Annotated in this window: 12 protein-coding genes and 1 pseudogene; 8 read left to right on the top strand and 5 right to left on the bottom strand. The window is 61.5% G+C overall.

The window, feature by feature from the left end:
- Positions 1-96: 96 nt before the first annotated feature.
- From DK842_RS21610 to lptF, 3 genes are read right to left on the bottom strand one after another with little or no spacing between them, the layout of a single operon-like run.
- Positions 97-2,667: a [protein-PII] uridylyltransferase gene (locus tag DK842_RS21610; RefSeq protein ID WP_114063336.1), complete on the bottom strand. Its 2,571-nt coding sequence runs from the start codon at positions 2,665-2,667 to the stop codon at positions 97-99.
- Between the two features lies 1 nt (position 2,668).
- Positions 2,669-3,745 carry an LPS export ABC transporter permease LptG gene (gene lptG, locus DK842_RS21605; protein ID WP_114063335.1) on the bottom strand — a complete coding sequence of 359 codons (1,077 nt, stop codon included), beginning with the start codon at positions 3,743-3,745 and terminating at the stop codon, positions 2,669-2,671.
- A 10-nt stretch (positions 3,746-3,755) separates the two neighbouring features.
- On the bottom strand, positions 3,756-4,862 hold the full coding sequence (gene lptF / locus DK842_RS21600; protein WP_114063334.1) for an LPS export ABC transporter permease LptF: 1,107 nt from the start codon (positions 4,860-4,862) through the stop codon (positions 3,756-3,758).
- A 194-nt stretch (positions 4,863-5,056) separates the two neighbouring features.
- On the opposite strand from lptF, the gene DK842_RS21595 reads away from it, so the two are divergent.
- Genes DK842_RS21595 through DK842_RS21580 form a run of 4 tightly spaced genes read left to right on the top strand, consistent with a single transcriptional unit; the run spans position 5,057 to position 10,547 of the window.
- The gene (locus tag DK842_RS21595; protein ID WP_114063333.1) at positions 5,057-6,622 is read left to right on the top strand and encodes a leucyl aminopeptidase; all 1,566 of its coding nucleotides are present in this window, start codon (positions 5,057-5,059) and stop codon (positions 6,620-6,622) included.
- Positions 6,609-7,034: a DNA polymerase III subunit chi gene (locus DK842_RS21590; protein WP_114063332.1), complete on the top strand. Its 426-nt coding sequence runs from the start codon at positions 6,609-6,611 to the stop codon at positions 7,032-7,034. Before DK842_RS21595 ends, DK842_RS21590 begins: the two co-directional genes overlap by 14 nt.
- The gene (locus DK842_RS21585; RefSeq protein WP_114063331.1) at positions 7,031-10,003 is read left to right on the top strand and encodes a hypothetical protein; all 2,973 of its coding nucleotides are present in this window, start codon (positions 7,031-7,033) and stop codon (positions 10,001-10,003) included. The genes DK842_RS21590 and DK842_RS21585 overlap by 4 nt, the downstream gene beginning before the upstream one ends.
- On the top strand, positions 9,996-10,547 hold the full coding sequence (locus DK842_RS21580; RefSeq protein WP_114063330.1) for a cob(I)yrinic acid a,c-diamide adenosyltransferase: 552 nt from the start codon (positions 9,996-9,998) through the stop codon (positions 10,545-10,547). Before DK842_RS21585 ends, DK842_RS21580 begins: the two co-directional genes overlap by 8 nt.
- 171 nt (positions 10,548-10,718) lie before the next feature.
- Here DK842_RS21580 and DK842_RS21575 read toward each other — a convergent pair whose 3' ends face one another.
- Together DK842_RS21575 and DK842_RS24025 are read right to left on the bottom strand one after the other, a co-directional pair.
- Positions 10,719-11,486, bottom strand: a complete 768-nt coding sequence (locus DK842_RS21575) for a hypothetical protein (RefSeq protein WP_114063329.1) — start codon at positions 11,484-11,486, stop codon at positions 10,719-10,721.
- Positions 11,487-11,646: 160 nt separating this feature from the next.
- Positions 11,647-12,337: pseudogene (locus DK842_RS24025) on the bottom strand (transposase); the annotation flags it as partial.
- A gap of 243 nt (positions 12,338-12,580) precedes the next feature.
- Here DK842_RS24025 and DK842_RS21560 point away from each other — a divergent pair.
- The 4 genes from DK842_RS21560 to DK842_RS21545 are packed head-to-tail and all read left to right on the top strand — an operon-like array spanning position 12,581 to position 19,647.
- A complete protein-coding gene (locus DK842_RS21560) occupies positions 12,581-14,134 on the top strand; it encodes a class I SAM-dependent DNA methyltransferase (RefSeq protein WP_114063327.1) in 1,554 nt (517 codons plus the stop codon).
- A complete protein-coding gene (locus DK842_RS21555) occupies positions 14,124-15,470 on the top strand; it encodes a restriction endonuclease subunit S (RefSeq protein WP_114063326.1) in 1,347 nt (448 codons plus the stop codon). The genes DK842_RS21560 and DK842_RS21555 overlap by 11 nt, the downstream gene beginning before the upstream one ends.
- A 7-nt stretch (positions 15,471-15,477) precedes the next feature.
- Positions 15,478-18,612, top strand: coding sequence for a type I restriction endonuclease subunit R (locus tag DK842_RS21550; protein ID WP_114063325.1), 3,135 nt, complete (start codon positions 15,478-15,480; stop codon positions 18,610-18,612).
- 39 nt (positions 18,613-18,651) lie between these two features.
- A complete protein-coding gene (locus tag DK842_RS21545) occupies positions 18,652-19,647 on the top strand; it encodes a restriction endonuclease (protein WP_114063324.1) in 996 nt (331 codons plus the stop codon).
- Positions 19,648-19,946 lie beyond the last annotated feature (299 nt).

The following is a 19,946-nucleotide window of genomic DNA, read 5'->3' as shown; positions in this document are numbered from 1 at the left end:
CTGGTCGGGGATGTCGCGCAGGATATCGCTCATGTCATGCTCCTTGCATTGTGCAATGCAATATTATCGTTTGACATGAAATGTTCCAACGATAATTTATACCCTTAGCGCGGCGATCAGCGCGGCCTCCAGCGAGAGCGTGGTCTTGTCGTCCTTCAGCGCGCCGCCCGAAATCAGGAAGGAGTCCTCGGCGCGGCCGCCCAGCGTCATGATCTTGGCCGATTGCACGCTGAGCCGGTAATCGGCCAACACCTTGGCGATGCGCGCCAGGAGGCCGGGGCGATCGCCGGCGACGATGGACAGGATGAAATAGTTGTCCTTGTCGTCTGGACGGATGGAGACCTGCGGCGTGATGGGGAAGTGCTTGAGGTGGCGGCTGATCCGGCCTTGCGGCGGCAGCTGCAAGGGTTTGTCGGCGGCCAGGGCCGCGGCCAGCTCGAATTCGATGAAGTTGATCATGTCGCGGTAGTCGCCATCGTGATGCTCGGGGACGAAGACATGGAAAGTGTCCAGCGCGTAGCCGTGGCGGGTGGTGTAGACCTTGGCGTCGGCGATGCTGTAGTTGGTGCGTCCGAAAAAGGCGCAGGCGCGGGCGAACAGCTCCGGCTTGTCCGGCGAATAGATCAGCACTTGCAGGCCTTCGTGGTCGTCGGCCAGCCGCGCGCGCACCTGCGGCGCGTCCGGCGCCAGCTGGCGATTGAGCACGCGGGCGTGCCAGGCGATTTCCTTGGCTTCGTGGCGCAGGAAGTAGACGGTGTCGAGCTGCGCCCACAGCCCGGCCTCGGCGCCGTCCGGTATCGCGTGCAGCCGCAGTTGGGCGCGCGCCTGGTTCTTGCGCGCCTCCAGCTCGGAGGCGAGGTCGATTTCGCCGCCGCGAGACAGCACGCGCAGCGTGGCGTGGTACAGATCTTCCAGCAGCTTGGCTTTCCAGGTGTTCCATACCTTGGGGCTGGTGCCGCGGATGTCGGCCACGGTCAGCAGGTAAAGCGCGGCCAGCCGGCGCGGGGTTTGCGCCAGCTCGGCGAAGCGCTGCACGGTTTCCGGGTCGTAGATGTCCTGCTTTTGCGCGATGCTGGACATGGTCAGGTGCTGGCCCACCAGCCAGCCCACCAGCTGGGTGTCCTCGTCGCTCAGGCCGTGATCGCGGCAGAAGGCTTCGGCGTCGGCGATGCCTAGCTGGGAGTGGTCGCCGCCGCGGCCCTTGGCGATGTCGTGGAACAGGCCGGCCAGGTACAATGCCTCCGGCCGTTCGAAATCATTGATCAGCCGCGACAGGAACGGATATTCGTGGTTGTAGGCGCTGATGGCGAAGCGGCGCAGATTGCGCACCACCATCAGGATGTGCTCGTCCACGGTGTACACGTGGAACAGGTCATGCTGCATCTGGCCGACGATCTGGCCGAAGTTGGGCAGGTACTGGCCCAGGATGCCGTACAGGTTCATGCGCCTGAGCGTGCGGGTCAGGCCGGCCGGCTCGCGGAATATCTGCATGAAGGTGGCGCGGTTGCGCGGATCGCGGCGAAAATCGTCGTTGATCTGGCTGCGGCCGTGCCACAACGCGCGCAACATCCGCGGCGCGAAGCCGGACAGCTCCGGATGGCGCTGCAGGGTGAGGAAGGCTTCCAGCATCGCATGCGGGTGCTTGTCGAAGACGTGGACCTCGCGGATGCCCAGCATGCCGTTGACCGCATGGAAGTATTCGTTGATGTGCTGGGTGACGCGCGGCACCTGGCAATAGATGCGGCCGCGCAAATTGGGCAGCAGGATGCCGTTGAGCTGGTTCACCGTCTTGGCGGCGCGGAAGTAGAGTTGCATAAGCTGCTCGCTGGCGCGCTTGGCCGGCGTGTCGGCCAGGCCCCAGGCCTGCGCCACCTGTTGCTGCAGGTCGAAGATCAGGCGGTCTTCGCGGCGGCGGGCCAGCAGGTGCAGATCGATGCGCAGCTTCTGCAACTCTTCCTCGCTGTGTTTGATCAGCCGGGCCTCGGCCAAGGTCAGGATGCCGCGGCGGACTAGCGAGTCCCAATTGTCGCCCAGGCCGGCGGCCTTGCTGATCCACAATATCGTGTGCAGATCGCGCAGGCCGCCTGGGCTTTCCTTCAGGTTGGGCTCCAGATTGTTGCTGACGCCGAAATGGCGAGTGTGGCGCTGTTGCTGCTCCCGCGTCTTGCCCTCGAAAAAGGCCAGAGGGTCGCGTTGCGCTTCCAGCTTGGCCATCATCTCGCGCCAGGGTATGGCGGGACCAGCCACCAACCGGTTTTCCAGCAAATTGGTTTCTATCGTGATGTCGCCGGCCGCCTCGCGCAGGCATTCGTCCAGCGTGCGCACGCTGTGGCCGATCTCCAGCCCGATGTCCCACATCAGGCCGATGAAGTGGCTGACCTTGTCCTTGATTTCCGCAGGGGTGGGGTCGGGCAGCAGGATCAGAATGTCGACATCAGAACTGGGAAAGAGCTGGCCGCGACCGTAGCCGCCCACGGCGGCGAGCGCGGCCGCTTCGTTCAGGCCTTGCTCGCGCCACAGCGCGGCCAGCGTTTCGTCCACCGCCTGGCTGTAGCGGCGAAGGAAGGCCGGCGCATCGCGATTGGCATGGTAGGCGTCGGCCAGTTGTTGTCGCTTGTCGGCCAGCGCCTGGCGCCAGTGTTGCAGGGAAGTGGCCGCAAGCGTCATGTCAGCGCCTCTCCTGTTTCGCGATGATGGCGATGCCGCCCAGCAGGAAGATCAGCGTGGGCAGCGTGGCCGACAGGATGGCGTTCCAGTCGTACAACAGGCCCAGGTGGCCGAACAGACGATTCACGAAGTGGAAGCTGACGCCCAGGCAGATGCCGGCGAACAGCTTGATGCCCAGCTGTCCGTGGCGCCGCTGCTGCGGAGTGAACGCCAGCGCCACCAGCGCCATCGAGATGCAGGCCAGCGGATAGAACAGCTTGCTCCACAGCGCGATTTCATAGCGCTGGGTCTGTTGTTTGTTTTTCTTCAGGTGTTCGATGTAGGTGAGCAGGTTGTGCGCCGACATTTGTTCCGGCACCACCAGCAGCACGGACAGGATTTCCGGCTCGACGATGGACTTCCATTGCAGCGTCGGGTAAGCGGCGCTGGCGGCATGGTCGCCGGCCAGCACGGTTTCCTTGACGTTTTCCAGCTTCCAGCTGCGGTTTTGTTTGGAGAACGTGCCGCGCTCCGCCATGCGGATGCGCACCAACTTGAAATCCTGATCGTAAGTGTAGATGCGAATGCCGAGCAGGGTATTGTCCGGCAGCATTTCGTGCACATTGATGAAGTTCTGGTTGTCCTTTACCCAAGTGCCGGAGCGGAACTCCTTGGCGACGATGGAGTGGGTGGCAGTCAGTTTGGTGCGTTCGGCTTCCTGCATCGCCCATGGCGCGGCGAACTCGCCCAGCAGGATGGTGACCACCGCGAAGCCAAGGCCGAATTTGAGCAAGGTGGCGGCGATCTGGCGCAGCGTGACGCCGGAGGTGCGGATCACCGTGTATTCGCTGGAGCTGGCCAGCTGAGTCATCGCCACCATGCCGCCTATCAGCACGGCCAACGGCATCAGCTCATAGGCGTGGCCTGGGATCAGCAGCGCCACGTAGGTGGCCATCACGCCTGCGGTGTAGCTGCCGGTGCCCAGCGACGGCACTTCGCCCAGCAGGTCGAAAAAGCCGTACAGGCCCAGCAGCGCCAGCAGGGTGAACAGCGTGGACTGGGTCAGCGTGCTGACGATATAGCGGTGTATGAGTTTCATCGAAGCAGGCTTAGCGTTTTTTGCTGAACATCAGGCGCATGGATTGGGAGAACGGCGCTTGCGGCCGGTCGCGGTGTTTGAGCAGCAGCAGCGCGGCCGCAAGCATCAGCGCATGCACCAGGGCCACGGCCCAGACGCCCACCTTGTCCTGGCCCACCCAGTTGCGGGTCAGGGTCAGGCCGTTCTGGTAGAGGAAAAAGGCCAGCAGCGCGAACAGCAGGTTGTAGGTGTGGCCGCTGCGCGGATTGTAATAAGACAGCGGCAGCGCCAGAAGCGCCAGGAAAATGCAGCTGAATGGCATGGATAGCCGCCAGGCCAGCTCCGCGCGATATTCCGGGTTGCCGCTGCCTGCTATCAACGCGCGGGTGGGGATGGATTGCCGGTTGCTGGCGGGACCGGTCGCCACCTGGCTGTCGCCCAGGCTCGCGGTATAACGCTTGAATTCGCCTATTTGGTAATCCGCCTGGCCAGGTTCGCCGACATAACGCTTGCCGTCTTCCAATACCAGCACGCGCTCTCCGTCGGGTTTGATCGAGATATAACCGCGCTTGGCGAAAATGGTGCTGACTTTTCCTTCAGTCATGTCCTGCATGAAAATATTGGTGGCGGCGCTGTGCAAACCCGAATAATTTTCAATGAAATACACTTTGCTCGACGATGCCGATTCTTTGAACACGCCGGGCGAAATCGCCGAGATCTCTTCGCGGCGCTTGATGATTTCCGCGTAGTCCTGGCTGCGCTGGTCCGCCCAGGGGCCGACGAACAAGGTGACGCCCGCCACCAGCACGGCCAGCGGCAGGGTAAAGCGCATGATCGGCCAGATCCAGTCGCGCAGCGACAGGCCGGAAGACAGCCAGACCACCATTTCATGATCGCGCCAGGCGCGGGTGAACACTACCAGCACGCTGACGAACACGGTCAGGATCATCAGCACCGGGAAAAATCCCAATGTCCAGAAACCGATCAGCGCGGCTACCGCCTCGTTGGCGATCTGGCCCTCGGCCGCCCGCCCCAGCAGATTGATGGCCTGGGTGGAAACGATGATGGCGAGGAGCACGATGAATACGCCCAGCGCGGTTAAAGTCAATTCCCGTGTCAGGCTTTTTTGAAAAACCATTTATTCAGTGCCTTTTTGACTTTTTGTGAAAAGCATTGTGATAATTCGATGAGACAATTCTGAAGCGCCAATTCCGGCAAATTTGGACCAATACAACAATCCTGCGTTCACCGGCGGCGTAGCCGTCCGTCTGACCCTAGCTTAGACGGCCGTCATGAGGTGAGCGACGACACTCGTTCTACAGCGGAGTACCTATGGAATTTAACATAAAAAGCGGGAGCCCGGAGAAGCAGCGCGTCGCCTGCGTGATAGTCGGCGTGTATGAATCGCGCAAGCTGACTTTTGCCGCCGATTTGCTCGATCGCATTTCCAACGGCTTCATCAGCGACGTGATCCGCCACGGCGACATGGAGGGAAAGCTGGGCAGCACGCTGGTGCTGCATTCGGTGCCGCATACCCTGTGCGACAGGGTGATGCTGGTTGGCCTGGGCAAGGAAAGGGATTTCCGCGCCAAGGAATATCGCGAAGCCGTGCGCGCATCGGTCAGGGCGCTGACGCAGACCTCGGCGTCGGAGGCCGTCAGCTACCTGTCCGAATTGACCGTCAAAAAGCACGATGTCGAGTGGATGGTGGAGCAAGCCGCCGTGGTGACGCTGGACGCGCTGTATCGCTTCGACCGCTTCAAGAGCAAGCAGGACGAATCGGTGCGAGAGCCGCGCAAGCTGACGCTGGCCGTGCCGCGCCGCAGCGATTTGGCCGACGGCGAAAAGGGCCTGCAGCGAGGCACGGCCATCGGCAACGGCATGCGGCTGGCCAAGGATCTGGGCAATCTGCCGGGCAATGTCTGCACGCCGAGCTATCTGGCAGAGGAAGCGCGCAAGGTGGCCGAGGCTTTCGGTTCGGAGGCTGAGCTGCTGGGGCCGGCGGAGATCGCTGAATTGGGCATGCATTCTTTCCTGTCCGTCGCCAAGGGCAGCGTGGAAGAGGCGCGCTTGATCGTGCTGAAGCACAGCGGCGCCAAAAACAAGGAAGACAGGCCCATCGTGTTGGTGGGCAAGGGCATCACTTTCGATTCCGGCGGCATCTCGCTGAAGCCGGGCGAAGGCATGGACGAGATGAAGTACGACATGTGCGGCGCCGCCACGGTGCTGGGCGCCTTCCGCGCCGCGGTGGAAATGAATCTGCCGCTCAACATCATCGCCATCGTTCCCACCTGCGAGAACATGCCGGCCGGCAACGCGGTGAAGCCGGGCGACATCGTCACCTCGATGTCCGGCCAGACCATTGAAGTTCTCAATACCGACGCCGAAGGCCGGCTGATCCTGTGCGACGCGCTGACCTACGCCGAGCGTTTCGGCCCGGCCACCGTGATCGACGTAGCCACGCTGACCGGCGCCTGCGTGATCGCGCTGGGCCACATCGCCACGGCCCTATACAGCAATCAGGACAGCCTGGCGCGCGAGCTGCTGGCCGCCGGCGAGGAAGTCGCCGACCGCGCTTGGCACATGCCGCTGTGGGATGAATATCAGGAGCAGTTGAAGAGTCCGTTCGCCGATATGGCCAATATCGGCGGCCGCCCGGGCGGCAGCGTCACCGCGGCCTGCTTCCTGTCGCGTTTCGCCAAGGCATACGATTGGGCTCACCTGGACATCGCCGGCACTGCCTGGAAGGGCGGCAAGGACAAGGGCGCCACCGCGCGTCCCGTGCCGCTCCTGGTTCAGTTCTTGCAAGACCGCGCCGACATCGCGCTGGGCAACGTGGTTCGCCGCGGCCGCCCGCGCCGCGAAGCGCCCGAAGTGGCGGAAGATGACCAAGATTGATTTTTATACCAATGTCTCCGACCCGCAGGCCTTTGCCTGCCGGTTGGCGGACACGGTGCAGCGCAAGAAGGAACGGTTGCTGATCTGGCTGGAGAGCGAGCGCAGCGTGGAGGTGTTCAGCAACCGCTTGTGGAGTTTCGGCGATACCCGCTTCGTGCCGCATTGCCGGCTCGGGGCGCCGGAGGCGGCTGAGACCCCGGTATGGCTTGCCGCAAGCCTGCCGGACGGCTTGTCCCATCCCGTCCTGTTGAACCTGGGGCCGCATTTGCCCTATGAAATCGGCAGGTTTGAGCGCATTCTGGAAATAGTGGGGCGCGACCCCGAGTCGCTGTCCACCGCTCGCGAGCGCTTTCGCGCCTACCGCGAGCAGGGCTGCGAGATCGAACATCACGACATGAGCCAAACGCCATGACTGAGTCGCAGAAAGCCGGCGAGCCTGATTGGAGCGGCCTCAATCTGCCGATCCTGACTGAAGTGGTGGAGGAGCAGGCGGTGCCGACCTTGGCCGAGGAGGCTGAGGCGGAAGCGCCTGTCGAGGTTCCCGAATTCGATTTCTCATCCGAATTGGATACGCTGGCCGCGCAGCTGGAGCACGAAGGCGGCGCAGAGCCCGAGCTGGAAATTCCCGAGCTGACGCTGGACGAGTTGCTGGCGACGTCCAAACCGGCGGATTCCTCCGCGGATGCGGCCGGCGGCCTCGACTTCAGCAATTTGCCGTCGCTGGAATTGTCTGATGCCGACTCGCTGGCCGGTGCGGAGGGCCTGGATTTCGTGCTGGAGCCGCGCGCCGAGCCGCAAGCCGGGGAAGCCGATGGTTTGGCGGCGCTGATGGCGCGAGCCGAGTTGCAAGTCCGGGAAGAAACGCCGCAGGAGGTGCCGGAGCCGGCTGCGGAAACCGGGGCAGAGATCAGCTGGGGCGATGTGGTGGAGGCGGCCAGCGAACTGGCGCCGGAGTCGCCTTCCCCGCTTTTGACTGAGAGCGTGGGGCCGGCGGCGACGTTCGAGTCCAGTCTGCCGGCGAGCGAGCCGACGGATAGCGAGATGGCCGCTTCTTCGGGGGGCTCCGCCGAGGTCGCCGAGCAGCCTGAGCCGCAGGCCGCGTCCACCGAATCCGAGTCGGCCGGCTTTACTTCCATTTCCCTGGACAGCCTGCCCAGCGGCGTGCTCGGCGGCGGCGTCGGCAGAGAGCCCGCTCCCTCCAGCGGGCTGGAGTGGCTGTCCAATTTGCCGTCGCAACAACCGCCCGCAGAGCCTCCGAAACCGACGGTCAAGGAGATGATCGCCGAGGCGGAGCGCGTGCTGGCCGAGGAACGGGCCAAGCAGGCTGCGGCCAATCGCGCCGAGGCGGAAGCCTTTGGCATGACGCCGCCGGAATCAGTCCAGTCTTCGGCCGAAGAGACGCCGGCCACTGCTCAGGCGTCGCAGGAGACGGCAGTGGGCGCGGTCCTGAATGATTTGTCCGAGGCGTCGGGCATGGAGCATGCGGAGGCCCAGCTATACGCCGAACTGGCGGCGGAGTCGCCGCTGGTGGACGAAGCCGCCATGCCGACAGTGCCCGATATCTGCGCCGAGTCCATGGCAGAGGGGGCGGCTGAACAGGCGAAAGGCGTTGCCGAGGCGGAGCTTCCGGTGGATCCCGATATGCCGTTGATCGAGCCCGGGCCGCCATTAGGCAGTGCGGAGCCGGTGCCGGAACAGACAGATATGCCGGGCTGCATCGATGCCGAGCTTGACGGGATGGCGCCGGAGCTTGCGGCTGACATCGACCTCCACGCATCGGCGGAGCGGGCCTCGGCCGGGCGGTTCGTCGAGCCGGAAAGGGTGGCGGAGCCCCGAGAGTTGCCGGGGGGCGCGCCTGTTTTGCCGGCGGATGGGATCGAGCCTGCGGCAGAGGCGGGAGAGTCGGCGCAGGCGGAAGAGGTCGAGGCTGCGCTGGAGATCGAGACTCTCCCTGCAATGCCGGAGCTTGATCCAGCTTCGACGGTTGACGGCGATTTCAGTGTGTTGATGGAGGGCGAGCCGGGGCCGCAGGGGGAAGAGGCCCCCGTGTCGTCTGTCGAATCTGATCCCATCATCGAGCTTGAGCCGGGGATTGGGGCATTCCCGGTTGCGTCGGAGCCGGAACCTGTTGTTGACGCAGATTTCAGCATGCTGACGGAGAGCGAGTCCGTGCCGCCAGTGGAAGAGGTCGCTGCGCCGTCGGCCGAATTGGAAGACGAGGCTGCGCAGAGGGCTGAGGCTGGTCTTGAAATCGACATCGGGCTGGGAGCGGGCGAGCATTTCGGCAGTCTCGCGGAAGGCGAATTGGCATCGTCGGAGGGCGAGGCTGCCATGTCGGTCGCCGAAGAGGAGGCCGCAGCCGAGTCTTTGCCATTGGCGGAAGAGGTTTTCATCGCGCCGGAGGCCGTGGTTGAGCCTATGCCGGAGAGGGAGGACTTCCCGATCGGGCCGGCGCTTCAGCCGGAGCCTGTGGTCGACGCGGATGCCAACATGTTGACGGATGGCGAGTCTGTGCCGCAGCCGGAAGTGGCTGAGGCGCCATCTGTCGAATTGGAAGGCGCGCTTGCGCCGAGTCTGGACGGGGAGCCAGAGGAGGCGCCGGCGAGCGGGTTTGCGTCTGGGGCGGATGGGGATGCGGCAGCGGAAGGAGAGTCGGCGTTTTCCGAAGAGCTTGCCGAGTCGTTTGTCGAAGAAGAGGCGATGACCGGACTGCCGCCATTGACGGCGGACGCAGTCGAGTCCAGTCCGGAGTCGGGAGCGCTTCCGGTTGTGTCGGAAGCAGAGCCTGAGCCCGATGTCGATGCGGATTCCGGCATTCGGGAAGAGGCGGCGGCATCGTTCGCTGAGCAGGACGATGTGGCGGTAGGGCCGCAGCCGATGGCTGTCGATGACGTGGTGCAAGACTTGTACGATGCGGTGCCGCAGCCTGCTCCGCTGGAGGACGAGGATTTGCCGGCGTTGTCCGGGCTGTTGGGTCGAGGCGTGTCGACTCCGGCGGCGACGCAACCCGAGCCGCAGGCATTGGCGGAGCCTCAGACCTCCCGGATGCAGAACGATGCGACCGCAGAAGTCTCGGTGTTGAAGGTGGCGGCCATGTCGTCCGCCGCGGCCGGAGGCAAGCCGTCGCCGCAAGGCGGCCTGGATGAGCAGGCGCTGTTCAATTCTTTGTATGAGCAGATGCTGCCGCGGATGAAGGTAGAACTATCGTTGTGGCTGCAAGACGCGATAGAGGTGCAGGCCAAGCAGATGCTTTCCGGCATGATGCATCAGTTGAAAGAGGACTACGAGATGCTGTTTGGCGACGCCTTGAAGGAAAGCCTGCGCCAGGCGCTGAGCGACAACGGTGGCGTGCGCAAACCGGAGGAGGGCGGAAATGAGTGATCGTTTGTCCGCCATTGTCACTCGGACCGGAGACGACGGTTCTACCGGTTTGGGCGACGGCAGCCGCGTAGCCAAGGATTGCGTCCGCATCCAAGCTCTGGGCGATGTCGACGAGCTCAATTCCGTGATCGGCGTTTTGCTGGCGGAAGCGCCGCCTAAGCCTATGGCGGAGTGGCTGGCCGAGATTCAGCATGACTTGTTCGACTTGGGTTCCGAGCTCGCCGTCCCCGGCTATGGCGCCATCGCCGATAGCCACGTGCAGGCGTTGGAGGGCTTGGTTTCCTTCATGAACGAGGAGTTGGGGCCGCTCAAGGAGTTCATCCTGCCGGGCGGTTCGCGCGGCGCGGCGCTGGCGCATCAGGCGCGTTCGGTCTGCCGGAGGGCCGAACGCTCCGTCGTGGCGCTGGCCCGGGAGGATGAGGTTTCCCAGGCGCTGCGCCGCTATCTGAACCGGCTGTCCGATTTTCTGTTCGTGCTGGCGCGTTATCTTAATCGCGAAAGCGGCGTGCCGGATGTGCTATGGCAGGCGGGCAGGCGACGTTGAGCGGTAACCGGCCGGCGGCCGGAAGAATGAAAAGGGCGGCTTCAGGCCGCCCTTTTCATTGCCCACTGGCATGGGTTTTCAAACCTCTCCCTGGCGGGTCAAGGCTTGTCGGCCATCCGTAGCGCGTCCATTGCGCATGGGCGCGCTGGCCTCAAGAGGACGTTGCATCCATCAGGCTTGGCTGGCGGCGGGAGACAGATTCTTTCCCTCGCGCTTTTCCTCTTCCGCAGGCTTGGGCAGCCTTTCCAGGCAGCGCAGATTGCGTTCGATGCGGATGATGATGGACTGGAATACGATCAGCAGAAAGGCGCCGAAGCAGGCGGCGGCGAAATAAAGATTTTTGGCGCTGTCGGCTTGCTCTTGCTGGTAGTTCGCCATGCGTTCGGCATTTTTCACTTCAATGGCGTCCGCCTGGTTTTCAAATTGCTCGGTGTAATGATCCAGCGCGCCATTGATGAAATCGAACGGATCCTGTGCCTTCACCGCCTTGGCCGCAGCCGGGGCGGCGAACAGCTTCTCCATGGTGTCTGCCATGCCTTTGACGAAGGCAGGCGCGTGCTCGGGCTTCTTCAGCGCTTCGCTGCGGGAGTGCAGCGCGCCCAGCAGGCTGTCCTGATCCAGAGGGCCGAGTCCAGGATGGGTCTTGTCGATAAAGCGGCTGATGGCTTTCGCGGTCCGTTGATAGTCGTGGGCAAGCGGGTCCGCGGTTTCAGGTTCTTTCTTGGCTGCGTCCTTGTTGGGCGATGCCTCCGGCGAGATGGCCTGTAGAATCTGCTCCGCGCTGACCTTGGGTTCCAGCTTGGCCTGCTCAGGCTCATTGGCGCCGCCGCGCAGCGAGTTGATGGCCATTACGACCGCGGCGATCAGCAGAGCGCCGGCAACCAGAAGGGTGACGAAGCGCAGAATCGCCAGATAGGCGTTTTCCAGTTTTTGCAGCATTTTATGACTTTCTTATTGCGAAGGTTTAAGAAAATTTGCGCGGCAAAATTCTACATAGTATGTGTTTCTAATGTAATTGACCTTATTGTCGTTTGACTTTTCACATTAATTTTGTCGGAATTTGGCTTGTTGTGTGGGGCCGTGTTGTGGTGAAGGGGCGCTGTTGAAAATTATCCACTACAGTCAAGGCCCGGATTTTCTGGCCGTTGAACAGCGGATCGGCCACGAAATCCATGCTCCAGCAGGCATTCAAACTGGAGACCGCCGGCCGGGCTTGCCGGTGCGCGGCCGCCACTCGCCGCTTGGGCCGTTTGCGCCGCAGGTTCAGCCCTTCTTCGCAGTAGATCCGGTAGGCCTTCTTGTGATTGATCTGCCAGCCCTCGCGCCGCAGCAGGGCGTGGATGCGGCGCGCGCCATAACGAATACGCGTGGCGATCTCGCGGATTCGCTGCCGCTCCGCACGATCGCCTCGAGGGTGAGAGCGATAAAAATAGGTAGCTTGCCGCAGTTGAATGACTGCGGTGGCGCGACGGATGCTGACGCGGTACGCGTTGATCAGGACGTTGGCCAACTCGCGTTTGCGGGCCGGCCTCACAGCTTTTTTTGGATGACTTCCTGCAGCATCGGCTTGTCCGGGCTCAGGTCGGCGACCATGCGCTTGAGGCGGGCATTCTCTTCTTCCAGTTGTTTCAGGCGGCGTAGTTCGCTGACGCCCAGGCCGCCGTATTTCTTCTTCCAGTTGTAGAAGGTGGCTTCGGAGACACCTATCTTGAGGCAGGCCTCGGCGACGGTGGTGCCGAGGCCTGGCGCAACGCGAAGGCAATTTGTTTTGGTGAACTTCGATTTTTCATGACAAATCGCCTGCCCGGATGGGTTTGAATTTGCCAGAAATCTCTACTTTTCGCCGCTACGTTTTTGCGGGAGGAGGTCAGGCGCAATATATCGTTCGCCTTTCATCTGGACGCCTCAAGGCGCCATCCTCGCATCCCGTCGCCCGGTGAAATCCCATATAGCGTAAAATAGCGGCCTATTGAATGCTGATGCGGGCATGCGCCGCGTGTTCCTGCGATTTTTGAACGGAAATACCCATACCCATGCTTGACGATATCAAGAAAACCCTCTGGGCCGCGGCTGACAAGCTGCGCGCCAATATGGATGCCGCCGAATACAAGCACCTCGTCCTTGGCCTTATCTTCCTCAAGTACATCTCCGACACCTTCGCCGCCCGGCAGGCCGAACTGAAGAAGCGTTTCGCCGACGAAAGCGACGAATACTTCCTGCACGATTGCGATGATGAGCTGCTGGCGGAAGAGCTGGACGACCGCGACTACTACACGGCGGTGAACGTCTTCTGGGTGCCGGAAGCGTCCCGTTGGGAAAACTTGCGCGCCGCGGCCAAGCAAACCGACATCGGCAAGCGGGTGGATAATGCGCTGGCCGAAATCGAGGGCGAAAACCCCAAACTCAAGGGCATTCTGGACAAGCGCTACGCGCGCGCCCAATTGCCGGATGGCAAGCTGGGCGAGCTGGTGGATTTGATATCCACGATTGGTTTTGGCGAGGACGCCAGCCAGGCGCGCGACGTGCTGGGCCAAGTCTACGAATACTTCCTCGGCCAGTTCGCCAGCGCCGAGGGCAAGAAGGGCGGCCAGTTCTACACCCCTGCCTCCATCGTCAAGACCCTGGTGGCCGTGCTGGCGCCGCACCACGGCAAGGTGTATGACCCCTGCTGCGGCTCCGGCGGCATGTTCGTGCAGTCGGAAAAGTTCATCGAGGCGCACGGCGGCAAGCTGGGCGACGTCTCCATCTACGGCCAGGAATCCAACCCCACCACCTGGCGTCTGGCGGCGATGAACCTGGCCATTCGCGGCATAGACTACAACCTGGGCCGCGAACCCGGCGACACCTTCACCCGCAACCAGCACCCGGACCTGCGCGCCGACTTCATCCTGGCCAACCCGCCGTTCAATATCAGCGACTGGTGGCACGGCAGCCTGGAAGGCGACCCGCGCTGGGAGTACGGCACGCCGCCGCAGGGCAACGCCAACTACGCCTGGCTGCAGCACATGCTGCACCACCTCAAGCAAAATGGCCGCGCCGGCATCGTACTGGCCAATGGCAGCATGTCCTCCAGCCAGAACAACGAAGGCGCCATCCGCGCCGCCATGGTGGACGCCGACGTGGTGGAAGTGATGATTGCCTTGCCCGGCCAGCTGTTCTTCAACACCCAGATTCCCGCCTGCCTGTGGTTCCTGTCCAAGCAGAAAACCGCCCGCCAGGGTGAAGTGTTGTTCATCGACGCGCGCAAGCTGGGGACGATGATTTCGCGGGTGCAGGCCGAGCTGACCGACAACACGATAGAGCGCATCGCCCAGACCGTCGCCGCCTGGCGTGGCGAGGCCGAGGCTGGCGAGTATCAAGACATCCCCGGCTACTGCCGCAGCGTCAAACTTGCCGAGATTGCCGAGCATGGCCATGTGCTGACGCCGGGCCGCTATGTCGGCGCGGAAGAAGTGGAAGATGATGACGACGCCTTTGCCGACAAGATGCAGCAACTCACCGAGAAGCTGGGCGAGCAGATGGCCAAGGGGGCAGAACTGGATGCCTTGATTCGACTGAAGCTGGGGGGGCTGGGGTATGAGTTTTGACTCTGAACTGCCAAATGGGTGGTATTGGTCGATTCTTGATGATGTGAAGGCGGTTGGTCGGTCTGTTGTTTCTGGCCCGTTTGGTTCCAATATTGGTAAGAGATTCTTTGTCGAGTCTGGTGTACCTGTCATCCGAGGTAATAACCTAACGACAGGAATGGACAGGTTCAACGATAATGGGTTTGTTTTTCTGACTGAAGAGAAAGCCAAAGAATTCACGGCATGCGAAGCGGTTGCAGGTGACCTGATTTTTACAGCAGCGGGTACGATTGGACAGGTTGGAATCATTCCCAAAGACGCTAAGTACCAGAAATATATCATTTCGAATAAGCAGTTAAGAGCAAGGCTCGATAGTGAAAAAATTGACCCTACTTTCGCTTTTTACTGGTTTGCTTCGCCAGCGATGGTGCAGACCATTCAGAGTCGGAATACAGGCTCCACGATTCCACTTATTAACCTCTCTGTTTTGAAGTCTCTTTCTATCCCCGTGCCACCTTTGAAAGAGCAACGAGTGATAGCTGAGTATCTAAGCACACTCGACGACCGCATCACCCTACTGCGCGAAACCAACGCCACGCTGGAAGCCATCGCCCAAGCCTTGTTCAAGTCCTGGTTTGTCGATTTCGACCCCGTGCGCGCCAAAATGGAAGGCCGCGCCCCGGAGGGCATGATTGATGCCACGGCGGCGCTGTTTCCGGATGGGTTTGAGGAGTCGGAGCTGGGCTTGGTGCCGAGGGGGTGGCGTGCGGGTTCGCTGACCGATTTGTCTACGCTCAATCCCGAATCATGGACGGCGAAGAAGCATCCCGATTCCGTGGCTTATATCGACCTAGCCAATGCCAAAGAAAATGAAATCGCGGCCATTACCGAATATCCATTTGATGAGGCACCAAGTCGTGCCCGTCGGGTATTGCGTGATGGAGATACGATTGTCGGCACGGTGCGCCCAGGTAACCGCTCGTTTGCTTTCATCCATCAGCCAGCCAGCAATTTGACAGCAAGTACCGGTTTTGCTGTGCTCCGGCCAAAGTGTGCTCAAAATACCGAATTTGTCTATCTTGCCGCGACAGCAGACTTCAGCATTGAACATCTAGCGCATGTGGCGGACGGCGCCGCGTATCCGGCGGTACGTCCGGAAGTCGTAGCTGGTTTGAACTGTATTGTGCCAACTGATGCAGTAATGTCCGCATTCCATAAGGTTATTGCGCCGCTGCTTGCAAAGGTTGCCGATAGTCAGCAGCAAGCCCAAACTCTTGCCAGCCTGCGCGACACGCTACTTCCCCGCCTGATTTCCGGCCAACTACGTCTGCCCGAAGCGGAAGCGCTCATCGCCTGAGAACACCATGACTGAAGACCAACTGGAGCAGGAAACCCTAGGCTGGCTGGAAGATGTCGGCTACACCCGTCTGTTCGGCCCGGACCTGGCGCCGGAAGGCGCTGATTGCGAGCGGGCCGATTACCGTCAGGTATTGCTGCTGGAGCGGTTGCGTAGCGCGATTGCCCGGCTCAATCCGGGCATTCCGTTGGCGGCGCGCGAGGATGCGCTGCGCCAGATGCAGGAGCTGGGCATTCCGGCCTTGTTGTCCGCCAACCGTCGTTTCCACCAGTTGCTGGTGGGCGGAGTGCCGGTGGAGGTGCGGAAAGACGGCGAAACCCGCGGCGACTTTGTGCGCCTCATCGACTGGGCCAATCCGTCCGCCAACGAATGGCTGGCGGTGAACCAATTCGCCATCAAGGGGCCGCGCCACAGCCGCCGTCCGGACATCATCCTGTTTGTGAATGGCTTGCCGCTGGCGCTGCTGGAGCTGAAGAACCCGGCGGATGAAAACGCCGATATCTGGAAAGCCTACGAGCAGATTCAAACCTACAAGGAGCAGATACCGGACGTTTTCCAGTACAACGAAATCCTGGTGATTGCCGATGGTTCCGAAGCCCGCATGGGTTCGCTGTCGGCCAATGCCGAGCGCTACATGCAGTGGCGCACCATCGATGGCGTCACGCTGGACCCGCTGGGGCAGTTCAACGAACTGGAAACCCTGGTGCGCGGCGTGCTGGCGCCGGCTTATCTGCTCGACTATCTGCGCTTCTTCGTGCTGTTTGAGGATGACGGCAAGCTGGTGAAGAAGATTGCCGGCTACCACCAGTTTCACGCGGTGCGCGCCGCCATTCAGCAGGTGGTGGCGTCGTCGCGCCCCGGCGGCAGCCACAAGGGCGGCGTGGTGTGGCATACCCAGGGCAGCGGCAAGAGCATCACCATGACCTGTTTCGCCGCGCGGGTGATGCAGGACGCCGCCATGGAAAACCCGACCATCGTGGTGATTACCGACCGCAACGACCTGGACGGCCAGCTGTTTGGCGTGTTCTCGCTGGCGCAGGACCTGCTGCGCGAGCAGCCGGTACAGGTGGCCACACGCCAGGACCTGCGCGCCAAGCTGGCCAACCGGCCTTCCGGCGGCATCGTGTTCGCCACCATCCAGAAGTTCATGCCCGGCGAGGACGAAGACAGCTTCCCCATGCTGTCCGACCGCCGCAATATCGTGGTCATCGCCGACGAGGCTCATCGCACCCAGTATGGCTTTGAGGCCAAGCTCAAGACCCTGAAAGCCCCGAAAGCCGCCGCCAATGACGATAAGGTCCAGCGGGCGGCGGAGCCGCACGCCGTCTATCAGGTGGGTTATGCCCAGCATCTGCGCGACGCCTTGCCCAACGCCACCTTCGTCGCCTTCACCGGCACTCCGGTGTCCAGCGAGGACCGCGACACCCGGGCGGTGTTTGGCGACTACATCCACGTCTACGACATGCAGCAGGCCAAGGAAGACGGGGCCACGGTGGCCATCTATTTCGAGTCCCGCCTGGCCAAGCTGTCGCTCAAGGCCGACGAGCTGCCGCTGATAGACGAAGAAGTGGACGAGCTGGCCGAGAATGAAGAGGAAAGCCAGCAGGCCAAGTTGAAGAGCCGCTGGGCGGTGCTGGAAAAGGTGGTGGGCGCGGAACCGCGCATCGAAGCCGTGGCGGCGGACCTAGTGGCCCATTACGAGGAACGCTGCAAGGCGCAAAACGGCAAGGCCATGGTGGTGGCGATGAGCCGCGACATCTGCGTCCACCTCTACAAGGAAATCATCAGGCTGCGTCCGGACTGGCATGACGCCGACCCCGAGAAAGGCGCCATCAAGATTGTGATGACCGGCTCGGCCAGCGACAAAGCGCTGCTGCGGCCGCACATCTACAACCATCAAACCAAGAAGCGCCTGGAAAAACGCTTCAAAGACCCCGCCGACCCTTTGCGCCTGGTCATCGTGCGCGACATGTGGCTCACCGGCTTCGACGCGCCTTGCGTGCATACCCTGTACGTGGACAAGCCGATGAAAGGCCACAACCTGATGCAGGCCATCGCGCGGGTCAACCGGGTGTTCAAGGACAAGCAAGGCGGCTTGGTGGTGGACTATATCGGCATCGCCAACGAGCTGAAATCGGCGCTCAAGGAATACACCGCCAGCAATGGCCGCGGCAAGCCGACCGTGGACGCCGCGGAAGCCTATGCCATCCTGGCGGAGAAGCTCGACATCCTGCAGGGCATGCTGCACGGCTACGACTATAGCGATTTCCTGACGGCGGGACACAAATGCCTGGCCGGCGCCGCCAACCATGTCCTGGGGCTGGAGGATGGCAAGAAGCGCTTCGCCGATGCCGCGTTGGCGATGAGCAAGGCCTTCACGCTGTGCTGCACGCTGGACGAAGCCAAGGCCGTGCGCGAGGAAGTGGCGTTCATGCAGGCCGTCAAAGTCATTCTGACCAAGCGCGATATCAGCCAGCAAAAGCGCACCGACGAAGAACGGGAGTTGGCTATCCGCCAAATCATCGGCTCGGCGGTGGTGTCCGACGAAGTGGTGGATGTGTTCGAAGCCGTGGGTCTCGATAAACCCAATATCGGTATTCTCGACGAGGCGTTCCTCGCGGAAGTGCGCAATCTGCCTGAGCGTAACCTGGCGGTAGAGCTGCTGGAGCGCCTGCTGGAAGGCGAGGTGAAAAGCCGCTTCTCCGGCAATGTGGTGCAGGAGAAGAAGTTCTCCGAAATGCTGGCCAATGTGGTGAAGCGCTACCAGAACCGCTCCATTGAAACGGCTCAGGTCATCGAGGAACTCATCGAGATGGCCAAGAAGTTTCATGAAGCGGCCAACCGCAGCGAAGCGTTGGGCCTCACTGAAGATGAAATCCGCTTTTACGACGCGCTTGCCAACAACGAGTCCGCGGTGCGCGAGCTGACGGACGAGACGCTGAAGAAGATTGCCCATGAGCTGACTGACAATCTGCGCAAAAACCTCAGCGTGGACTGGTCGGCGCGCGAAAGCGTCCGCGCCAAGCTGAGGCTGATGGTGAAGCGGATTCTGCGCAAGTACAAGTATCCGCCGGACCAGCAGGACGGCGCCGTGGAGTTGGTGCTGCAGCAGGCGCAGGCACTCGGGGAAGCGTGGATTTGATGCGGGTTTTTATGAAAATAATGTCAAAAAAGGATTGCTATGGCCTCAACCTGGCTCGTGCGCGCCGATAGCGGCGGCCGTCTTGCTCCGGAATTCAAATCCATGGCTATCGTGGCCATTGGCTGGATTGAAGCGGGGAATACCTTGGACCTCGTCACACGCGAAGACTTTTCACAGCGTATGGCGGAGGCTTACCCGGAGGATTCAAAGCCCAAACAGCGCAGCGCCGCGGGGCAGGTGTTCCGGTTTGTGCGCGAAGTGCAAGTCGGCGACCAAGTAGTTACCTACGACAGTGCCCGCCGTATTTATCTGGTTGGCAGGATTGTCAGTGAGGCACGGTATGACGCTACCCTGTTTGAGGGGGAGTTTCCGACCTACCGCCAGATCGAGTGGCTGCACGAGGTGGCGCGGGATGACTTGACGGTCAAGGCCAAGAACTCGCTGGGTTCGACATTGACCCTCTTCAAGGTCTCGGCAGAAATCTACTGTGAGTTTGAAGCCCTGATGAGCGGCGGGAAGCCACAACAAGCGAGCGAGGAAGACGAGGGGCTTGAGGAAGAGGACCTCCTGCAGGACTTGCAAGCAAGGTCCCTCGAGTTCATCAAAGACCGGGTGAGCAAACTCGATTGGGAGCAGATGCAGGACCTCACAGCGGGACTGCTGCGCGCCATGGGGTATAAAACCCGCGTATCGCCCTCGGGGCCCGACCGCGGGAAGGATATTGTTGCTTCGCCGGATGGCTTCGGTTTTGAGCAGCCGCGCATCATCGTCGAGGTGAAGCATCGCCGCGCCCAGATGGGTACGAAGGAAGTGCGTGGTTTTCTGGCCGTCATCCGGCACCCTGGCGACAAGGGTTTGTACGTCAGCACTGGCGGGTTCTCACGTGAAGCCTATTACGAGGCCGAACGCGCAAATAACCCCATCACCTTGATGAATCTGGATGACCTCGTCGAGGCCATCCTCGAACACTATCAGGCGATGGACCTGGAAACGCGCGTGCTGTTGCCGCTGAAACGGGTTTACTGGCCGGCCTGACTGTAGCCGGCAAGGATTAAACGCTCCCCGGGGCTGACCTTCTGCACAGATGCGGCAGCTCGCCCGGGGGGATTGGACAGTGCTGTCTAATATTCCGTCTAAAATGCATCAAGGGCTTGCAAGAAAAATCTTGCAAGCCCTTGATTTTATTTGGTGCCGGCGGCAGGAATCGAACTCGCGACCCCCTGATTACAAGTTGTGCTGCAAGACGTAACAAATCAATAGCTTAGCTCATTTTCGCTTCTACAAAACATGTCAAAAACCCCTTGTTTTCCCTAGGTTTTACGCGGTTCTTGGCA

The organism is Chromobacterium phragmitis, assembly GCF_003325475.1.
GTDB lineage: Bacteria > Pseudomonadota > Gammaproteobacteria > Burkholderiales > Chromobacteriaceae > Chromobacterium > Chromobacterium phragmitis.
This window is presented reverse-complemented; position numbering and strand designations above follow the sequence as displayed.